The 18,036-nt window shown below is 65.7% G+C and carries 18 protein-coding genes; 6 read left to right on the forward strand and 12 right to left on the reverse strand.

The genetic code is table 11. From position 1 onward, the window contains the following. Positions 1–33 precede the first annotated feature (33 nt). The gene (locus QFZ46_RS12565; protein WP_307361958.1) at positions 34–729 is read right to left on the reverse strand and encodes a sugar isomerase domain-containing protein; all 696 of its coding nucleotides are present in this window, start codon (positions 727–729) and stop codon (positions 34–36) included. Then, positions 729–2,564: a PTS transporter subunit IIC gene (locus QFZ46_RS12570; RefSeq protein WP_307361960.1), complete on the reverse strand. Its 1,836-nt coding sequence runs from the start codon at positions 2,562–2,564 to the stop codon at positions 729–731. Before QFZ46_RS12570 ends, QFZ46_RS12565 begins: the two co-directional genes overlap by 1 nt. 125 nt (positions 2,565–2,689) lie before the next feature. Between QFZ46_RS12570 and QFZ46_RS12575 the strand changes: the two genes are divergently transcribed. Beyond that, positions 2,690–3,451 (forward strand): GntR family transcriptional regulator, encoded by a 762-nt coding sequence (locus QFZ46_RS12575; RefSeq protein ID WP_307361962.1) that lies wholly within the window; start codon positions 2,690–2,692, stop codon positions 3,449–3,451. Positions 3,452–3,499: 48 nt separating this feature from the next. Here QFZ46_RS12575 and QFZ46_RS12580 read toward each other — a convergent pair whose 3' ends face one another. Both QFZ46_RS12580 and QFZ46_RS12585 read right to left on the reverse strand, forming a co-directional pair. Then, entirely contained in the window at positions 3,500–5,104 is a 1,605-nt protein-coding gene (locus QFZ46_RS12580; protein WP_307361964.1) for an SPFH domain-containing protein, read from the reverse strand. 91 nt (positions 5,105–5,195) lie between these two features. Continuing rightward, positions 5,196–5,624: a MarR family winged helix-turn-helix transcriptional regulator gene (locus QFZ46_RS12585; RefSeq protein ID WP_307361967.1), complete on the reverse strand. Its 429-nt coding sequence runs from the start codon at positions 5,622–5,624 to the stop codon at positions 5,196–5,198. Positions 5,625–6,154: 530 nt separating this feature from the next. Between QFZ46_RS12585 and QFZ46_RS12590 the strand changes: the two genes are divergently transcribed. After that, a complete protein-coding gene (locus QFZ46_RS12590) occupies positions 6,155–6,808 on the forward strand; it encodes a TnsA-like heteromeric transposase endonuclease subunit (RefSeq protein ID WP_307361968.1) in 654 nt (217 codons plus the stop codon). A 57-nt stretch (positions 6,809–6,865) separates the two neighbouring features. On the opposite strand, the gene QFZ46_RS12595 is transcribed toward QFZ46_RS12590, so the two are convergent. The 5 genes from QFZ46_RS12595 to QFZ46_RS12615 all read right to left on the reverse strand — a co-directional run bounded on the left by QFZ46_RS12595 (position 6,866) and on the right by QFZ46_RS12615 (position 10,799). Next, positions 6,866–7,312, reverse strand: a complete 447-nt coding sequence (locus QFZ46_RS12595) for a hypothetical protein (RefSeq protein WP_307361971.1) — start codon at positions 7,310–7,312, stop codon at positions 6,866–6,868. 107 nt (positions 7,313–7,419) lie between these two features. Further along, a complete protein-coding gene (locus tag QFZ46_RS12600) occupies positions 7,420–8,340 on the reverse strand; it encodes a CPBP family intramembrane glutamic endopeptidase (protein WP_307361973.1) in 921 nt (306 codons plus the stop codon). Positions 8,341–8,785: 445 nt separating this feature from the next. After that, positions 8,786–9,403 (reverse strand): response regulator transcription factor, encoded by a 618-nt coding sequence (locus QFZ46_RS12605; RefSeq protein WP_307361976.1) that lies wholly within the window; start codon positions 9,401–9,403, stop codon positions 8,786–8,788. After that, positions 9,400–10,557, reverse strand: coding sequence for a sensor histidine kinase (locus QFZ46_RS12610; protein ID WP_307361977.1), 1,158 nt, complete (start codon positions 10,555–10,557; stop codon positions 9,400–9,402). The genes QFZ46_RS12605 and QFZ46_RS12610 overlap by 4 nt, the downstream gene beginning before the upstream one ends. Further along, the gene (locus QFZ46_RS12615) at positions 10,557–10,799 is read right to left on the reverse strand and encodes a hypothetical protein (protein WP_307361980.1); all 243 of its coding nucleotides are present in this window, start codon (positions 10,797–10,799) and stop codon (positions 10,557–10,559) included. Before QFZ46_RS12615 ends, QFZ46_RS12610 begins: the two co-directional genes overlap by 1 nt. A 223-nt stretch (positions 10,800–11,022) precedes the next feature. Between QFZ46_RS12615 and QFZ46_RS12620 the strand changes: the two genes are divergently transcribed. The 4 genes from QFZ46_RS12620 to QFZ46_RS12635 all read left to right on the forward strand — a co-directional run bounded on the left by QFZ46_RS12620 (position 11,023) and on the right by QFZ46_RS12635 (position 14,878). Continuing rightward, positions 11,023–11,994, forward strand: coding sequence for an aldo/keto reductase (locus QFZ46_RS12620; protein ID WP_307361982.1), 972 nt, complete (start codon positions 11,023–11,025; stop codon positions 11,992–11,994). A gap of 101 nt (positions 11,995–12,095) precedes the next feature. After that, positions 12,096–13,187, forward strand: a complete 1,092-nt coding sequence (locus tag QFZ46_RS12625) for a Gfo/Idh/MocA family protein (protein ID WP_307361984.1) — start codon at positions 12,096–12,098, stop codon at positions 13,185–13,187. Between the two features lie 67 nt (positions 13,188–13,254). After that, positions 13,255–13,866 carry a TetR/AcrR family transcriptional regulator gene (locus QFZ46_RS12630; protein WP_307361985.1) on the forward strand — a complete coding sequence of 204 codons (612 nt, stop codon included), beginning with the start codon at positions 13,255–13,257 and terminating at the stop codon, positions 13,864–13,866. A 184-nt stretch (positions 13,867–14,050) separates the two neighbouring features. Beyond that, a complete protein-coding gene (locus QFZ46_RS12635) occupies positions 14,051–14,878 on the forward strand; it encodes an alpha/beta fold hydrolase (protein WP_307361988.1) in 828 nt (275 codons plus the stop codon). A gap of 72 nt (positions 14,879–14,950) precedes the next feature. On the opposite strand, the gene QFZ46_RS12640 is transcribed toward QFZ46_RS12635, so the two are convergent. The 3 genes from QFZ46_RS12640 to QFZ46_RS12650 all read right to left on the reverse strand — a co-directional run bounded on the left by QFZ46_RS12640 (position 14,951) and on the right by QFZ46_RS12650 (position 18,021). Continuing rightward, the gene (locus QFZ46_RS12640) at positions 14,951–16,081 is read right to left on the reverse strand and encodes a Gfo/Idh/MocA family protein (RefSeq protein WP_307361990.1); all 1,131 of its coding nucleotides are present in this window, start codon (positions 16,079–16,081) and stop codon (positions 14,951–14,953) included. A 165-nt stretch (positions 16,082–16,246) separates the two neighbouring features. Next, complete coding sequence (locus QFZ46_RS12645) at positions 16,247–16,969, reverse strand: alpha/beta fold hydrolase (RefSeq protein ID WP_307361992.1); 723 nt, start codon at positions 16,967–16,969, stop codon at positions 16,247–16,249. Positions 16,970–17,115: 146 nt separating this feature from the next. Then, positions 17,116–18,021, reverse strand: coding sequence for an NADP-dependent oxidoreductase (locus tag QFZ46_RS12650; protein WP_307361994.1), 906 nt, complete (start codon positions 18,019–18,021; stop codon positions 17,116–17,118). Positions 18,022–18,036: the final 15 nt, after the last annotated feature.

An 18,036-nucleotide genomic window follows, 5' to 3' on the forward strand; every position in this document is an offset into this window, starting at 1 on the left:
CCTCTGGTCGTCCACCGCTGCGGCCGGCGTCGTTCAGAGCGCGGAGATGCGCGTGTCGAACTGCGCGAGTACCTCGTCGTTGTGGCCGTCGTTGCCCGGCATGTTGGCGCTGCGCCAACGGGGCAGGTCTGGTTCGAGGTCGTACACCCGACGCAGCACGGTCGCCCATAGTGCGGTCGTCGCCAGGCTCGACACCGGACAGGTGACCGGAGCCTCTGGTGGCCAGGTCGCGTCCCCCGGAGGAACAGCCGTGTCGATCACGATGTCGCTGAGCTCGGCGAGCGACGCGTCCGAACGACGGGGGGCCGCGGCGTTCGAGGCGAGTGACGTGAATCCGATGACCGTCGCACCCCGGGCTTTGGCTACCTCGGCGATCTCGACCGGGTACGGGTTCACCCCGCTGTTCGAGAACACCGCGATCGTGTCATCGGCAGTGATACCAGCCGCCTCGGCGATCTCACGGCCGAGGCCGGGCCTCCGCTCCGCAGCCGTCGCCCTGCGGGCTCCGGCGAACGGCAGAATCTCAGTGCTCCACAGCGGATCGACGAAGGCGAGGCCACCGGCGCGGAAGAATGTCTCCAGCACCGCGGCGAGCGAATGTCCTGCGCCGGCCGGGCGTACGAGACCGCCTGATCTTGCGGTTGAAACGATGGCGGCGGCTGCCGCCTCGCAGCTTTCGGTGTTGAGTTCGATCGTGCTGCGAACGTACTCCGCGAGGTCGTGCGTCATCACAACCATCCCTTCGACTCGAGTCCTTCACGCAGCTGCGTGCGGACGTGCTCGACATCGACGAAACGGTCGATCCGCACCGCGAGCGGAGCGATCCCGCCGACCTCGTCCAGATAGGTCTGCTGGGCGATCACAACATCGGGAGTGCGGCTTCGCGCAGAACCGAGATCGGCGTAGCTCACCTCCGCGGGAACGCCCAGTTGCGCCAGTGCCTTGCGTGCCGTCGTGCTGAGCATGAGGCTCGTTCCCATGCCGGCGCCGCACACAGCGAGCACGTCAAGAGTCTCGGGACGCGAGAGATGCGCAGTGGACGTCGTGACTACCGCCGGGGCCGGGGCCGGGGTCGGGGCAGTGGCGTCCGCGCTTGCGGCCGGCGCAGTCGCGGGCACAACGCCAGTGAGCGTGGTCGGCTCGTCGGCGGCGGCATCCGTTCGTACGTCGATGCCCTTGCGGCGCATACGCCTACTCAGCACCCCCAGGATGACGGCGGTGACGGCGACGATCACAACGCCGAGTACCAGCGCTCCCCACTCGCCCAGCGGAGACAGCAGCGTACTCGCGCCCATCACGATCCAGCCGACGACGAACCAGTCGGAATCAGCGAGCGTTGCCAGCTCTGGGGCCGTGTCCGACCACAGGCCCCAGCCGATCCACTGCCCGAAGGCGAGGACGACACCGTTGAGCACACCGCCGAAGACAGCGCCCCGCCAGCCGGCGACGGCGTTGCCGAAGACACCGCCGGCAGCGCCACCGAAGAACAGCATGATCATCGGTGGAACCAGCACGAACCAGCCAAGAGCCGCGAAGAGCGCCATCAGGAGCAGGAACACCACCATCGAGGAGATGAAGCCGATCATGACCGAGGTGGGCGACTTCGTGAACGTCACCGGGAGGTCGAGTGCGGGCTTGGTGCCGGGCAGGGCGCGGTCGGAGAGGCCCTGGAAGGCGGGCACGATCTCAGCGAGGAACATTCGTACGCCGAACAGCAGGATCGCGATGCCTGCGGCGAAGCGCAGCGCCTGCAGCAGTGCCCAGACCCATGGCAGGACGGTGGCTCCGGCCATCTGCTCTTCGACGACGTCGGAGGAGGCGAACAGTACGGCGATCAGCAGGATCGTGCCGGTGATGAAGGCGGTGGAGACGTTGATGTCCTTGAAGAACGAGATCGCGCGCGGCAGCTTCAGCTGCTCGGAGTCGTGCTTCTCCGGGTCTCCCAGGCGCAGCGCCTTGGCGCCGTAGCCTGCGGCGAGAGCGATCGTGGAATCGGTGTGGGCGAGACCGACGGTGTCATCTTTCATCACCTTGCGCATGAGCGGCCCGATCCACAGGGGCTGCAGCACCCAGTACGAACCCGCGATGAGGGAACCGACCAATGCCAGCAGCCAGCGGTTGATGTCGGTGAAGACTTCGACGAGGCACGCGGCGAGCACCACGCTCATCCAGTACATCAGGTGTCCGGTGAGGTACACGTAGCGCGCGGCCGGGAATATGCGCACGAGGATGAGGTGAACGATGAAGCCACCCGCGATGATGAGCGGCACGACCGAGCCGATGCCGGCGGTGAACTCGGAGAGCGATGACTCTGCGGCGGGGGCCTCCAGCCCCATCGCGCTGGAGACGATCGCTTGGAACGTCGACAGCCCGCCAGTGAAGATCTCGACGCCGATGTTGAGTACGACGACGCCGATCGTGGCACGGATGCCGCCGGCGACGACTTCTTCGAAGGGTTTGCGTTGCAGCGCGAGGCCGACGATCGCGATCACGCCGATGAGAACGGCGACCTGGCTGAACAGGTTGTTGGTGATCAGCTCGATCACGTTCAACAGCACGTCCATGGACGCTCCTTTACGAGTTCATTGGAGAAGTGGTATAGCCCATCATGATGGTATAGCCCAATTTATGCAACTATGTAGCGAGTGCGATGATCGGATGCGGGCTACGGGGTGGAAGGATACGAGACGTGGATTCACCGAAGTACGCCTCGCTCGCCGGATCTCTGCGATCGAAGATCGCTGCCCTGCCTGTCGGCGCATCGGTGTCCAGCGAACGTCAGCTCGCCGAAGAGTCCGGGGTCTCGCGCATGACCGCTCGTCGGGCGATCGATGAACTCGTACGCGAGGGGATGCTCGTACGCGAGGTGGGCCGTGGCACCTTCGTGGCCCGGCCGGCGGTCACCGTTCCCCTGCAACTCACCAGCTTCAGTGATGACATGCGCGCACGTGGGCATGTTCCGTCCAGTCGGGTGCTGCAGCAGGAGCGCGTCTCTGCGGATGCCCGCCTCGCCGATATCTTCGGGGTCGATATCGGCGAACCGATGGTCGTATTGCGTCGGCTGCGTTTCGCCGACGAGATTCCGCTCGCGATCGAGCGTACGCATCTGCGAGAGAGCAGTGTGCCGCGGCTTCTCGAACACGACTTCTCGACCGAGTCGCTGTATCAGGTGCTCGTCGACGATTTCGGCATCCGCTTCGAAGCCGGCGAGCAGGTGATCCGCGCGGGACTGCTCAACGATGTCGATGCTCAGGCGCTGCAGCTGACGGCGGGCGATCCCGTTCTCGAGCTGGTGCGCACGTCGGTGTTCGGGGGCGAGGTGGTCGAGTGGACGACGTCGACCTACCCCGCCTCGCGTTTCGAACTCTCCGCACGGATCGCGCCTTCCACTGGCAGCGGTAGTGCAGTCGGCGCCCTGCGCATCGCGCCATTCGGTCAGGCGCCGACGTAGGCGACCGGATTGAACAGGTCATCCGGTCGCCATGCGTCTTCGGGCGGCCTACTCGGCCGACGCGGGTGGGGGCGGAGGAGCGGCAGCCGACTCGGCGGCCTTCGGCTTTGACGTCGCCGGAGCGGGCGTCTGAGCATTCGCGATGCTCTCTCCGATGCCGCGGCCGACGGCCTGGCCCTGGATGATCGCGGCGAGGTCGAGGCCGGTGGCAGAACTCACACTGTCGAACACCGACTTCAGCGCCTTGGCACTGTCGGCGCCGACGACACCAGAGGCGCCGTCCTCGCCGGAGCTGCCGATGATCGACACGTTGCCGATCGTCGCGTAGCCCTTCGAGAACTCCGCCATGATCGTCGGCAGTACGTCGAGCACGCGCTGTGACAGGAATGCCTCCTGGTTCGAGGCGATGGCCTTCGCCTCGGCCTCGAGAGCGGCCGCGCGTGCTTCACCTTCGGCACGGATGGCGTCGGCTTCTGCGTTGGCGCGGAGACGGCGTGCTTCGGACTCTGCCTCCGCGAGGGCGCGGAGCGCATTTGCCTCACCGGTCGCCTTCGCCTCGGCGGCCGTGGCTTCACCAGCCGCGCGGGCCTTGTCGGCCTCGGCCTGCTGCTCGGCGATGCGGGTGCGAGCCTCTGCCTGCTTGACCTGCTCGATGGCACCGGCTTCTGCGGCGCGTTCACGTGTGTAGAGCTCGGCCTGCGCGCGTGTCTCGGCCTCGTAGCGCTGGGCGTCGGCGACACGCTTGACGTCGGCATCCAGCTGCGCCTGGCGGTTCTCGGCCTGCTGCTGCAGCACGGCCTGCTGGGCCTGTTCGCGGGCGAGGTTCTCGGCTTGCTCCGCCTCTGCGCGGGCGCGGCCGATGCCGGCGTTCGAGTTCGCCGTGTTCGTGTCGAGCGCGGTCTGCTCGATCAGGTTGGCTTCCTGGTTGGCGATGTTCTTCTGGTTGATCGCGCGGTCGGCGTTCGTCTGCGAGATCTCGGCGGACTGACGCTTGGCCTGGATCTCGGGGGCGCCGAGCGACTGGATGTAGCCGACCTTGTCGGTGATGCCCTTGATCTGGAAGGAGTCGAGGATCAGGCCCTGCTCGGCGAGCTCCTGCGAGACTTCGACGGCGATCTGGTCGGAGAACTTCTTCCGCTCGCGCATCAGCTCGACGACTGAAAGGGTCGCGACGATACCGCGGAGCGCACCTTCGAGCTGCTCGGTGGTGAATTGCTCGATCGCAGCGTCCTGCGATGCGAATCGCTCAGCGGCGCGACGCACATAGAGCGGATCGGAGCCGATCTTCACGATCGCGACGCCGTCGACATTCAGGGTCACGCTGTCCAGCGACTGGGCTTCGGCGTTCAGCGATACCTGGCGCGAGCGCAGCGAGATGATCTCGTGGCGCTGCGTGATGGGGTTGACGAGCGACTTGCCGTTCACGATCACGGTGACGGGCGAGTCGACGCTCTCGGAGCTGCTCGTGCCGTCAGCGGCGAGGATGGCGCGCTGAATCTTCTGCTTGCGACCCGAGATGACGAGCGCCTCATCCGCGCGGGCGACCTTGATCCAGCTGCGCGCGAACAGCAGCACGATCAACGCGACCACGATCAGGACGACGACGCCGATGCCGACGAGAATCAGAATTCCGGCGATTCCGGCGATCTCCATGAATGTACCCTCCCTGCCCCCGCATCCGCGGAGACTGCACGCAATCGACTATGCCAGAGATCGGCGCGTGGCCGATGGGGAGGAGTGCCCGTCAGGCTCCGCGGAGCTTCTGAGTGAGCTCGAGCAATGCACGCAGCTCGTCGTCGTCGAGCGTTGACATCCGCTCCGCGATCGATCGACCGTGAACCGTGGCGAGTGCGCGGAAGGCTCGGGCGCCGTCGTCGGTCGCCCGGATCAGCGCACCGCGGCCATCGTCCGGATCGGGGCACTTCTGAATCAGACCACGTGCGACCATCCGGTCGACGAGTCGAGAGACACTCGGCTGGCTGATGAGCATGTTCGTCGTCACGTCACGAAGCCGAGCAGTCATCTCGGGGGAGCGGACGACGGTGAGCAGGACGTCGTACTCCGCCTGGGTGATCGCGGTGCCATCGAAGTCAGCGGCCATCGCCGCGAAGAGCTCATGCTGGGCGCGAAACAGGCTCTCCCATGTCTCGAGCGCGAGCTTGCGATCCGTCATGAATCCAGATTAGTAGGAACAGTGAAGGGCCGGTCGGAGAGGCTCCCGACCGGCCCTTGTCCCTTGCACCAAGAGTGTCCTGCAATCACATGCGGTGGATGCCACAGCAAACATTCACCGTGTGATCACTGTATAACGGGGCGGTAACGAATGCAACGGTTTGGTCACGGAAATTTCAGATCGCGGGTGGAGCTGTCCGATCTCACGAAAAGTGTCGGAGTCTCACGAAGGCTGTCGGAGAGTCTCACGAAAGTGTCGGAGTCTCACTAGACGTGTCGGAAGGCGGCGTGTCGACCAGCCTCGTTGGGTGCCGGACATAGTCTGCCGGTGAGCAGATCCCCAGTCGGGGCATCTTTGTCAGGGCTCAGGACATAAACCAGTACCGCTCCCCAGGAGAGAGGCTGACTGCCGAATAGGAAGTATCCGTCGATGTCGATTGGATCCCTATGGACCTGACTCAGCAGTGGCCTGTTCCTCCTACCACTGAAGCGAACCGGACGCGAGCTCGCGTTGAGTACCGTCTCGATGGCGTGCAACTAGAGCTTGACGCCGTCGACTGCGACAGCGTGCCCTTCGAACGAGGCGATCCCGTTCGGAACTTTCCCAGTTGGCGGCTCAAGCGGCATTACGACGGCTACCACTGGATGGGAGCGCTTGGCGCGTCTGTCGGATTCGAGTCGCTGACGGAGCGGGGCTGCCTCATCGAATTGGACCGCACCCCGGGCGTGGTTGCGATCGCCAGCCAGCCCATGTGGATCCGATGGACCACGCCCGACGGCCCGCGCGAGCACTGCCCGGACTACTTCGTGCGTCTGGACGACGGGCACGCCGTGCTGATGGACGTCAAGCCGGCGACTCAGATGAAGGACGACGTCAGAAGACAGTTCGACATGACAGCGGTGTTCGCCGCTGAGCGCGGCTGGCGGTACGTCGTCTATGACGCGGAATCGGTAGTCCGCGAGGCCAACCTCCGATTCCTGGGCCCGTTCCGAGACTGGGCGAGCAGCGAAGAACTGCCAATGCTCCCAGAAGATGGGCTGCCCCTGGCTGAGGTAGCTGCGCTGCTCGGCGTCGGATCCGAGGGCTTCGCACACTGCTACGCGCACCTCTGGTCAGGGGCGCTCGAGGCAGATGTCGATCAAGCCCTCAACATCAGAACGATCGTGTGGCAAAGGAGTGTGTGATGCGCGTTGTAGTTGGCGGGTCGCTCACGTGGCGTAAACGCAAGTTCTCGGTCTTGTTCATTGAGAAGGATTCGGCGATGCTCCGAGATGAGGACGGAAGTGAGGTCGAAGTCGCTCTCGACGAGCTTCGACATGAAGCTCTCCAAGCCGGCGTATAGGGATTCGCATGTCGATGACGCCCGCGGATTCTCCCGCGCCCGTGCTCCGTAGTGATTCCACCAGCACAGAAAAGACTTGCGGTGCCTCAGACGGGCCGAAGTTGTCGAACTCGGTGATCCAATACTCCGGCCCCATGCGCACACGCACGATGCCCGGAATGGCGCTGCGGTAGAAGGACTTGAACTCCAGATCTACACCCCTTGGAGCCCGCTCGACATACTGGCGTACGACGTGCTGGCAGATTCGGTGGAGGCCCTCGAGGGTCAACAGTTTCTTGCCGTCATGCCAGATTGTCTCTCCGTGACCGGGGTCGGGGATGCCGTTCTCCTGGCGCTGCGACCCCATGGATCCATCGTCTCGGCCTCCCCAGCATGAATGCCGACGTTCGCCGTTGCTAATTGGCTCGGCGCCCCCGCCCGCAGGCGGAGCGCACGAGCCCGTTGCGTGGGTTCTCAGGCCGCGGCGGCGGAGCGGGTCAGGGCTCGCGTGCGCTTGGCGCGTTCGATGAGCCAGACCATGACCGTGACGGCGATGTTCATCACCATCAGGATGATCAGGCTTGCACCGGGGCCCGAGCCGGCGCCGCGGTCCAGCGCGGTGGAGCTGTCCCCGGCGAACAGGGCGTTGGCGATTCCGACGAGCAGGTTATTGGCGACGTGGAAGGCCATGGCCGCTTCGAGCCCGCCGCTGATTACTCCCATGAGCGTGGTGCACGCGGAGAACACGAGCATGTAGGCGATGAACCACGGGGCGAACGACACGTGTGCGACCGCGAACAGCAGTCCGGAGAGGATGATTCCGAACCCGAGAGCGAGGCGGACGTTGCGGAACCAGGAGCCCGCGGCCGGGATGAGCACGCCGCGGAAGGTGATCTCCTCACCCGCGGACTGCAGCGGAGTCGCCACGAGCGACACGAGGATGGCGATCACGGTGGTTGTCCCGATGCCGAACGCTCCCCAGCCGGTCGAGCCCGGTGCGATGATCGCGGTCGCGCCGACACTGAAGCCCACGAGCACCGCGGATCCGAGTAGGTAGATGCCCACGCGACGCCAGTCGAAGCGGCGGGTGTGGCGGAAGACGGCGCGCCAGGACACCTTCGCCATCCCGGCGACGAGCATCGTCATCAGCAGTGCGGTGAGGGCGGTGCTGATGCCTGTTGCGGCGACCGTCAGCGGTGTGAGCACGGGGTTGTTCGGGTCGGCGGGGCCCTCGATCGCGACAACGCCCTGGAAGACGATGAGCTGCACGAGCAGAAGGGTCACGGGGATCGCGATTAGGACGATGAGCGACTTCCAGCGCGGCATCCGGAAGTGCACACCGAACGGTCGCTCGGGGAGGGTGCCGGGCAGCGCGGTGTTGTCGTGGTTTGTCATGCCTCCATTGCAGCGGTTCGCGCGCGGCGTGCGTAGTGCGTGCGTGTCACCGAAGAATGTGACACGGCGTCACTGCCGCGTGTGCGTCGAGGTCACGTCACGACACCGGCCTCGTCCTGGGACGTGACGCTCGGAGCCTCCGGGCCGAGCGTGGCGAAGCGCACGACGACGTGCGTGGTCCTTCCACCGAGCGGCGGCGGTCAGGTGGGTCACGATGTACCCGGAGTCGAGGACGGGTAAGCAGAGAGCGGTAGCGGGCCGTGTCTTCCAGGTTCCTGGTGGGCCGAGCAGGACGTCTTGCGCTTCCAGAGGAACCCGCCGGACTCGAGGGCAATCATGTGACAAGTTGTCGGTTAGGCGTTCCAGCCGAAGTCTTCGAGGGTCCTGGGTGTGGGGAACCCGGCGACTTGTGATTCAGAGCTCCGCGCCGGACGCTACATCAGCTTCAGAGCCAGCCGCGCGACCGGGCGTGACGTGCAGCGTCCTGCCGCGATGTCGTGTGGGTCTTCTGCATAGCGCTGGATAGGTAGTTCCGCACGGTGCCGGGAGCCAGATACAGCCGCGTGGCGATCTCCTTCACCGACAACCCGTCCTGTGTCTCCCGTAGCACATCGAGCTCCCGGTCGGTGAGGGGCGGGTCATCGATCACGGATGCCTCGAGGATGTCGTGATCGATCCACCGGCCCCCCTCGTGCACTCGGCGGATGACGTTGCTGATGAGCTCAGGATCGGCGGATTTGCTCATGAATCCGCGCACCCCTGCTTTCAGTGCTCGTCGGAGGACGCCGGGGCGCGCGTGCCGTGTCAGCATGAGGATCTTCTGGTCGGGCATCTGGCGCAGGATCGACTCGACGGCGTGCAGACCGTCCGTTCCGGGCATCTCGAGATCGATCACCAGCACGTCCGGCTTCTCTTGTAGGGCGACCGTCACTGCTTCCGCACCGTCCGATGCCTGGCCGACGATGATGATCGCCCCGTCGAGCGTAAGAAGGGCCCCAAGGGTGTAGCGCAGGAGTTGCTCGTCGTCGGCGAGGACGATACGGATGCTGTCGGCGTGAATCATCGTCTCTCGCTGCCCTGCTTCGCCGGTGCGTCCGATGCGGCGCTGTCGTGCGCGGGGATCCGTGCGTGGACGGTGAAGACGTCCCCGCGTCGCGCGACCTCGAGCACGCCGCCGGCAGCTTCGATCCGCCCTTCGAGTCGGGCGAGTCCGCGGGGTTGGATCTCGCCGGAGGAGTGAGCGCCGTCGTTCGAGATCTCGACGTCGATGGCGCTGGCCGTGATGGTCACCCATGACGGTTCGGCGTGACGCAGCAGGTTGGTCGTGGCCTCGCGGAGGGTGTGTGCCAGGAGGGGATGCGGAGCGGCGTGCCCGTCCAGTTCCGTGTGGATCGTCACCGTCATGCCGGATGCCTCGGCGAGTGCTCGAGTGTTCTCGAGCTCGGCGACGAGGTCGATCTCGTACCGCGCGTAGGTGAGTTCGCGGGTCTTCGCGACCGTGTCGTCGATCAGCCGGCGGATGTCGTCGAGCTCTCCTGTCGCGCGTTGCGGATCGTCCTCCAGGAGTCGGCGGGCGAGCGTGGCCTTGAGCTTGATGACGTGCAGGGACTGGCCCTGGATGTCGTGCAGGTCGCCCGCGAAGCGCACCCGTTCCTCCGCGACGGCGAGTGCCGACTCGACCTCTCGGGCGCGCTCGACCTCGCGCACGAGCTGCCAGGCGAGTTCACCGACGAAGACGACGGCGATGATGTAGAGCGTTCCCGCGGCGGGTACGACGACGAAGTGGAGGACCAGGTTGGGTGTCGGCGCATGCGTGAGGAGGGTGACCGCACCGAATCCCATCACGACGATCGTCAGGGCGAGCGACGCGAGCGCGCGGCGAGTTCTGAACTTCATGACGAGCAGAGCGCCCACCAGAGCGAAGGGCATGAAGCTGATGGGGCTGTTTGCCATGAACGCGCCGTAGAGATAGCCCACTCCGGTGAAGGCGAACAGAAAGACGGCGCGCGGATGGTAGCCATCGAGACGCCACTCGTTCAGGAGTGTCGTCGCGAACGCCAGGGTGAGCGCGACGAACAGCGCCTCTCCCCACGTCGTGCTGGTGAGCACGACGCCGATGATGGACAGCGGCGCGATTGCCAGGATGGCGGAACCGACCACCATGCGGCGCATACGGGGGATCGCGTGCGTGTCGGGCGCTTTTGCGCTTCCGATCATCAGGGCTCCTCCCGGGGATGCTGTCGCCGGATCGCGCGTCTGACAAGGATTTTCGCGACCATCGCGCCGACGAATACGGCCAGGGCGACGTATTGCAAGATCGGGTGGTCCAGGAAGGGGCGCGTGATTGGTTGCGGAAGCGTGGTGAAGAGTCCGAAGTCGTAGAGCAGGCCGAGGTACGCGAGGAACACGGTCGCGGACAGGATGATGATTGCGTTGAGCACTAGGTCGAGAGCTTTCATTCATCGAGCTTCCGGGCCCATCCCTCCACCCGGTAGTGACAGCGTGTCACCCATCGCCGGACATCGTCCACTACGGGGGGATTCCCGGCGCCAGCCGTGACGTCGCAACCCTCGGTCCGTCTTGTGGGGAAGAGACGGGTCGAGTTCGGCGGAATTGTGTACCATTCGATCTATAATATACAAGAAGGTCGGCTTTGGGCCGCGGCGATGAACGGACGAACAGATGAAGTCAGCACACCTCGGCTCGCTCGAGATCCCTAGGTTGGGTTTCGGAGTCATGGGGATGTCGGGTTTCTACACCGGCGCCGGAAGGTCCGACGCCGAGCATGTGCGGACGATTCACCGGGCGTTGGAGCTGGGCGTGTTGATGTTCGACACCGCCGAGGTGTATGGGCCTTACCTCAACGAGGAGCTCATCGGAAAGGCTCTGCGAGGGCGCCGCGACCGCGCCGTTGTCGCGACCAAATTCGGATTGATATCTCATACCGGGCGCCCGGGGCCTGACAGCTCTCCGAGGAACATACGCATCGCTGTGGAGGGCTCGCTGCGGCGCCTGGGAACCGATGTCATCGACCTGTATTACCAGCATCGGGTCGACCCGCGAACCCCGATCGAGGAGACGTTCGGCGCTCTGGCGGAACTCGTGGCTGAAGGCAAAGTGCGCTATGCCGGTCTCTCGGAGGCCAGCCCGGCCACGATCCGACGTGCCCACACCGTCCACCCGGTGACCGCCGTGCAGACCGAGTACTCGCTGTGGTCGAGGGAGCCGGAGGATCTGCTGCTGCCTACCCTGACCGAACTGGGTATCGGGCTCGTGCCGTATTCGCCGTTGGGGCATGGCTTTCTCACGGGCGGTATCCGCACGCTCGACGGTCTCGCAGCGGACGATTGGCGCAGAAGCAATCCCCGCTTCGTCGGTGACAACCTGCAGAGGAATCTCGCGATCGTCGATGAAGTGCGAGACGTCGCACGTGAGTCGGATGCAACTGCGGCCCAGGTGGCGCTGGCGTGGCTGCTCGCCCGCGGGCGCATGATCGCGCCGATCCCGGGAACCACCCGAATCGCCCGACTTGAAGAGAATCTCGCCGCCGATGCTCTCGAGCTCACCACCGGTCAGCTGGCTCGACTCGATGCACTGCCGCGACCCTCGGGCGAACGTCATGCGCCGGCCGACATGGCGGCGATCGAGCACTGAGTCCAGTGCTGGCATCTGGGCCTCAGACGATCTCCGACTTCTCCTCCCTCCTTCCCACTGAACGATCCCTCTCTTAAAGACCACTCAACGATTGGATGACTATGAGCGACACCCCCATTCGTGTCGGAATCATCGGCGCAGATACCGCCGCGAGCTGGGCCGGGGCGTCCCACATTCCCGCACTCGCGGCCCAGCCCCGGTTCGTGTTGGAGGCTGTGGCGACCCGCCGCGAGGAATCGGCCAAGCGGGCCGCAGAGGTGTTCGGGGCGCGGCGGTGGTTCGCCGACCCTTACGCGCTCATCTCCGACCCAGATGTCGACCTCGTCACGGTCGCGGTGAGGGTCCCGGCGCATCGGGATCTCGTGATGGCGGCGCTCGCTGCTGGGAAGGCGGTGTACTCCGAGTCCCCCCTGGGCGCCAACCTTGCCCAGACCGAGGAGATGGCCTCCACGGCAGCTTCTCTGCACACCGCGATCGGTCTGCAGGGAAGCATGAACCCCTCCGTGCGCCGCGCCGCCCAGATCATCAGTGAGGGACGCATCGGACGTGTTCTCTCGGCGCGCGTGCACGCGACGACGTTCGGGTACGGCCCGGAGTCGATAACGGCGTACGACTACTTCAACAAACAGGACGCGGGGGCGAGTTTCCTCACGATCACAACGGCGCACGTCCTCGACGTGATCGAAACCGTGCTGGGACGGATCACCGAGGTCGACGCGCGTGCGGAGAGGCTCTGGCCGCAGGTCACGCTCACGGATTCCGGCGAGATGTCAGAACGGGAGATCGACGACCACATCGATCTGATCGCCAAGACGAGCTCGGGTGCTCCCGTGTCGGTGCAGATTCTCGCCGGCGTACCGATCGAGGACTCTCGGTTCGCGTTGGAGGTGCGCGGCGCGGAGGGGTGGCTTACGCTCGAGGGCGATCACCCCGGCGGTGTTCAGGTGGGCGACCTCGCGTTGACAGCGAGTGTCGACTTCGACGCGCCCGACGCGCCGGTGGCCTCCGGGGTCGGGCCGACCGCCGCAGAGTTCTGGGAGGGAGCGTCGATCAATGTGGGGGAGGTGTATGCCAGTCTCGCGCGAGACATCGACCAGAACACGTTCCTCACGCCGGGCTTCGAGCACGCGCTGCATAACAGCCGGCTTGTAGCGCGTGTCGACGGGGCCGCTCGGAGCGGTCGCCGCCAATAACGGCGCGGCCCGCCGACCCGCAGGCGATATTTGGACCGGTCGGTCTGGAGAGGAGGATAATCGTGGCATGTCAACATCACAGGCCAAGCTCGGCCGACCCCGTGAGTTCGATGTGGACCTTGCGCTGGAGCGGGCGATGCGCGTGTTCTGGGCCAAGGGGTACGAGGGCGCGTCGCTGACAGACCTGACGGACGCGATGGGGATCACGCGCAGCAGCATGTACGCGGCATTCGGGAGCAAGGAAGACCTGTTCCGCAAGGTCGTCGATCGCTATACCGAGGGCCCCGCTTCCTACGGCTTCCGCGCGTTGTCGGAGCCGACCGCGCGCGGAGTGGCCGAGTCGATCCTTCGCGGTGCGGCTGTGGCGAGCACACGCCCCGAGACGCCCCACGGTTGCCTCGGCGTGCAAGGCGCTCTGTCCGTCGGCGACGGCGCGCTCACCGCGCGGCAGGTGCTCGTCGACTGGCGAAAGGATGCCGGCGTGCGTCTCGAGTCGCGTTTCTTGCGCGCGAGCGCCGAGGGCGACCTGCCGGAGAGCGTGGATCCACGCGTGCTGGCGACGTATATCATGACGGTCGCGTACGGTATCGCGGTGCAGGCGGCGACAGGCAAGGAAGAGGCAGAACTCCTTCGCGTCGCCGATCAGGCACTGGACGGCGTGGACTGGTCCGACAACTGAGAGGTACCGGTTCGTCGTCGATCCCCGCGGATGCGAACCGCTCAACAGCGGCCTCTGTCGTTTGTTGAGTGTCTGCTCATGCGCACCCCCGCGGCGGGTCAACGCTTGTCGGGATCGACACCTTTCGGCAGGCTCCGCGCCCCGGTGCCAGACGATATACGAGCCCCATTCTCGAAGGGTCCTGGTGCCGCGACATCACGTCATCCTGTCCATGGGCGGTGAGCAGCTCACGGTGGAGGAATATGGCGACGCAACTGAAAGTGGAGCTCCTCTCGTCTTTCTACCAGCCCTCGGCGTCCCCCTCGCCTACTATCAGCCGCTGCTGTCGACCTGGTCGCGCTCTCGCCGGATCTTCGCCCTCGAATGGCGCGGAACGCCGAACGCCGCGGCACGGACGCTTCGTGAATCTGCATTCGGGTACAGCACTCTCATCCGCCACGACCTCCCCGCCGTATTCGCACTCGCGAACTCCTACGGACCCCCGATCGTCGTGGGCCATTCGCTCGGCGGGCAGATCGCTGTTCTTGCCACGGCGGCGGGACACGTAACTCCTCGGGCTATCGTGACCATCGCGAGCGGTTCGAGTGCCGCTCACCGGAACGGGCCCCGTCTCGCTCGGTGGCAGCGCGCAGCCCAGGCGGCATTCGTTCTCTTCGCCACACGGTCGTTCGGATATTGGCCGGGAGATCGGTTCGGCTTCGCGGGCCGTCAGCCGGGCTTTCTCATGCGCGATTGGGCGCACGAAGCGCGGACCGGGCGATACCTCCTGCATGGCGACCCGACGGATTACGAGTCGCTCCTACCCGCCCTGGGATCGCGTACCGCACTCGTGTCGATACACGGCGACCGCATGATCCCCGCCCAGGCTGTCGACGCTCTAGCCCACCGCTTACCACCGACCACGACGACGAGGATGCACGTCGTCGGCGGCGCCTCGGACCACTTCTTGTGGGCTCGCCGCGACCCTGGCCGCATTGTCGATCCGATCGAGGCATGGCTGCGTCCCGACTGAGGGGCGGCGACACGGCGGGTATCGCTCGAGGTCGTCTAGCCAGACCACTCCTGAGGTTGCCGAGAGCGGAGTTCACTGCAATGGAGGGCGGGACAGGTGCTGGCGTTGACCCGTTTCAGCGGCTCGTGTGATCGCGTCGAGCACTCGGTGGCGCTCGAGCGCGACGGTGAAGTCCGGCGCACCGTCGGTTCCGTTGCGGAGATCGGCGGCGAGTTGGGCGTAGACGCGGGCGACCCCTGCCGCGGGTGCGTCGAGGTGCAGGTCCGGCACTGCATAGGCGGAGGGAACCTGTAGCGCTTCGACCGGCTCGCTTCCGCGGCGCAGTGCGATGGTGAAGTCGGTGAAGTGGATGTAGCCCGATGCTGACTCGATGTGCAGGCTGCCTTCGGTGCCCTGTATCTCCCATACCGTCGTCGCGCCGGCGGGCTGCCCGGCGCTGTAGTGCAGTGAAGCGATGATCCCGCCTTCAAGAACGCCGGCGACGACGATCTCGTCGGGGGAGTCTTTCGGCAGCGGCGCGCCGTCGGTGAGGCGGATGCCGTCGCCGCGTTGATTAGCGACGACGGCGGACACGCTCTGGAAGGTGCCGAGCACGTGGGCGAGCGGTTCGAGCGAGTGGCCGAGAATGATGCTCAGCAGGGTGGCGCCGTTCTCGGCGCGAGCCATGTACTCAACCGATGTGTCATATCGCCCCACCCACATGTCGTCGGTCAGGTGCGCTCGGATGCTTGTGCTGAGCGGTGTGCCGATGACGCCTTGCGCGATGATGTCGCGGAGGAAGCGGATCGGCGGGTGCAGGCCGCCCTGCAGCCCGACAACCGTCCGCAGCCCTCGCTCGCGGGCCAACCCCTCCAGCTCTTCGGCTTCCGCCAGGTCTCGTGCGAGCGGCCATTCGGAATAGACCATCTTGCCTGCGGTCAGCGCGTCGGTGACGATCTGCTTGTGATCGGGCACCTTGACTGCGACGACCACCAGATCGACCTCCGGCCGCGCGACCAGAGCCTGATGTGTGTCGAAGGCGAGGTCGGCGCCGACCCGGCGAGCGGTCTCGTTCGCGCTCTCCATACGAGTAGTGCTGACGGCGCGGATCTGGAACGCATCGAGCGCCCGCAGCGCCGGGACGTGAGCGATTCCGCCCCAGCCCCCATCGGCGCTCGCGCCAATGATGCCGACGCCGATCCGCCCGTTCTCTGAATCTGTCATGTGTGTTCTCTCCTGCCTTGTGTGGCGGGGCAAGGTTGCCCTGTTGCGTCACGGACGGTTCGCTGTACAGGCACCTGCGCGGCCACTCGGGCTCACCATCGCGAGCGAGCAATCGATGTCGTTCGCGTAGCGGCCGCGAGCGGATGAGCCCGAGTGGCGCAGGTGTTACGCGTGAGCCCAGTGGGCCTCGAGTTCGCGCGCGACGTCGGCCGGACGCTCGATCATCGGCCAGTGTGAGCTGCGCAGCTTGAAGACTGCACGTGCCCGTGTGGCATTGCCGAGTTCGTCGGCGAAGCGGTGGGGAAGGAAGGGGTCGTCCAGGCCCCAGATCACGAGCGCTGGCGCGGTGACGTTGCTCAAGCCCGGCTTCCATTCCGCCCCGACCTCGATCGCGGAGCGGTAGAGGGCGAGGATGCTTGCTCGCATGGTGGCATCGAGATGGTGCACTGATTCGTGTGCCGCGTCGCGCGGCATCTGCGCCTCGATGAGGCTTGCTGCGAACTCGTCGAGGTCGAGGTCCGCCATCCATTGCTCGCCCTCGCCTGGCGTCTGCCAGATCTTGGCGAGGTAGTGCCACGGATACTCCGGATCGATGGGCCCGCTGATGCCCGTCCAGGTTCGCACCAGGTCCGGTCGGACAGACGCGAGACGGCCCGTGAGCAGAGATCCCCAGTCATGACCGACGAGGTCCACGGGTTCGCCGATCTCTGCGATGCGCTGAATGAGCCAGTCGAGATACTCCTCTTTCGTCGACGTGAATCCCGCTGGCAGGGGCGTTCCGAACCCCGGGAGATCGATCGTCACAATATCTTCGCGGTGAAGATGAGAACGAACGGTGTCCCAAAGCCGGTGGGTATCGGGTACACCGTGGACGAGAACTGCAGGCATTTCGGATTCTCCATTTCGATTGTTGTTGGGAAGGCACTAGCGCTCGGATGTTGCGGGGTCGCTGTTGAGGCGTCCCGGTGTTGCCGTGTGGGGGACCCTGCCCCCACACGCGGGTGTGGCTCGGCGGACCCTGATGGCGTGAAGAGTCAGGGAATGAGGATGACTTTGCCGCCGGTGTGGCCGGTGGCGACGAGGCGATGGGCTTCCGCGGCGTCGGCGAGCGGGAAGCTTCGGCCGATGCGCGTGGTCCATTCGCCCGCGGCGATCAGTTCGAGGGCCTTTCGGACGGGGCGGTGGTCCCGGTTGCCACTGTGTCCCGCGCTGAACTCAACGCCGTGTCGGGCCGCGTCGCGGTCGGCGAGCGTCACCATCCGGTCGGGACTGCCGAGGACCTCGACGAGGTCGGGAAGCAGACCTTTGCCCGCGGTGTCGAGTGCGGCGTCGACCCCGCTGGGCGCTGCGGCGCGGATGCGACCGACCAGGCCAGGACCGTGGGCGACGGGGGTGGCACCGATGCTCCTGACGAAGTCGGCGTTGGCCTCGCTCGCGACGCCGATCACCGTCACATCCTGATGTCGCGCGAACTGTACGGCGGCACTGCCCAATGCGCCGCTTGCGCCGGTGACCACGAGCGTCTCACCCGCGCGCAGATGTAGGAGCCCCAGTGCTCGTGCCGCATTGTCGGCGCCGATGACGGTGGCTGCGGCGTCCTCGAAGGAAACGCCGTCGGGGATCGTCGTGTAGTTGCTGCTGACCGTGTATTCGGCGTAGGAGCCTTGGGTAGCGGAATCCGGCCACCCAGCAACGCGTTTGCCGACCAGGTCCTCGTCGACGCCTGGGCCGACCGCCTCGACGACGCCGGCGAACTCGAATCCGATGATGGCAGGTGCCTGAAGGTGGAAGGCGCCGGCACGCGCGAGGATCTCCGCGGGGTTCACCCCGGCAGCGTGAACCCGAGCCAGTACCTGACCTCGACCGGGATCTGGTCGCGGAGCATCCGAGACCCGGAGTACCGAGGGATTCCCGAACGAGGTGATGACAGCAGCTTTCATGATTATCCTTCTCCT

The organism is Microbacterium murale (assembly GCF_030815955.1).
In the GTDB taxonomy this organism is placed as follows: Bacteria; Actinomycetota; Actinomycetes; order Actinomycetales; family Microbacteriaceae; genus Microbacterium; species Microbacterium murale_A.

Coding starts and splice junctions, on each gene's coding strand:
- QFZ46_RS12595 (WP_307361971.1), bottom strand. CDS start 7,312: ATGGGGTCGCAGCGCCAGGAGAACGGCATCCCCGACCCCGGTCACGGA.
- QFZ46_RS12610 (WP_307361977.1), bottom strand. CDS start 10,557: ATGATCGGAAGCGCAAAAGCGCCCGACACGCACGCGATCCCCCGTATG.
- QFZ46_RS12600 (WP_307361973.1), bottom strand. CDS start 8,340: ATGACAAACCACGACAACACCGCGCTGCCCGGCACCCTCCCCGAGCGA.
- QFZ46_RS12640 (WP_307361990.1), bottom strand. CDS start 16,081: ATGACAGATTCAGAGAACGGGCGGATCGGCGTCGGCATCATTGGCGCG.
- QFZ46_RS12630 (WP_307361985.1), top strand. CDS start 13,255: ATGTCAACATCACAGGCCAAGCTCGGCCGACCCCGTGAGTTCGATGTG.
- QFZ46_RS12605 (WP_307361976.1), bottom strand. CDS start 9,403: ATGATTCACGCCGACAGCATCCGTATCGTCCTCGCCGACGACGAGCAA.
- QFZ46_RS12565 (WP_307361958.1), bottom strand. CDS start 729: ATGACGCACGACCTCGCGGAGTACGTTCGCAGCACGATCGAACTCAAC.
- QFZ46_RS12645 (WP_307361992.1), bottom strand. CDS start 16,969: ATGCCTGCAGTTCTCGTCCACGGTGTACCCGATACCCACCGGCTTTGG.
- QFZ46_RS12580 (WP_307361964.1), bottom strand. CDS start 5,104: ATGGAGATCGCCGGAATCGCCGGAATTCTGATTCTCGTCGGCATCGGC.
- QFZ46_RS12615 (WP_307361980.1), bottom strand. CDS start 10,799: ATGAAAGCTCTCGACCTAGTGCTCAACGCAATCATCATCCTGTCCGCG.
- QFZ46_RS12570 (WP_307361960.1), bottom strand. CDS start 2,564: ATGGACGTGCTGTTGAACGTGATCGAGCTGATCACCAACAACCTGTTC.
- QFZ46_RS12585 (WP_307361967.1), bottom strand. CDS start 5,624: ATGACGGATCGCAAGCTCGCGCTCGAGACATGGGAGAGCCTGTTTCGC.
- QFZ46_RS12650 (WP_307361994.1), bottom strand. CDS start 18,021: ATGAAAGCTGCTGTCATCACCTCGTTCGGGAATCCCTCGGTACTCCGG.
- QFZ46_RS12620 (WP_307361982.1), top strand. CDS start 11,023: ATGAAGTCAGCACACCTCGGCTCGCTCGAGATCCCTAGGTTGGGTTTC.
- QFZ46_RS12625 (WP_307361984.1), top strand. CDS start 12,096: ATGAGCGACACCCCCATTCGTGTCGGAATCATCGGCGCAGATACCGCC.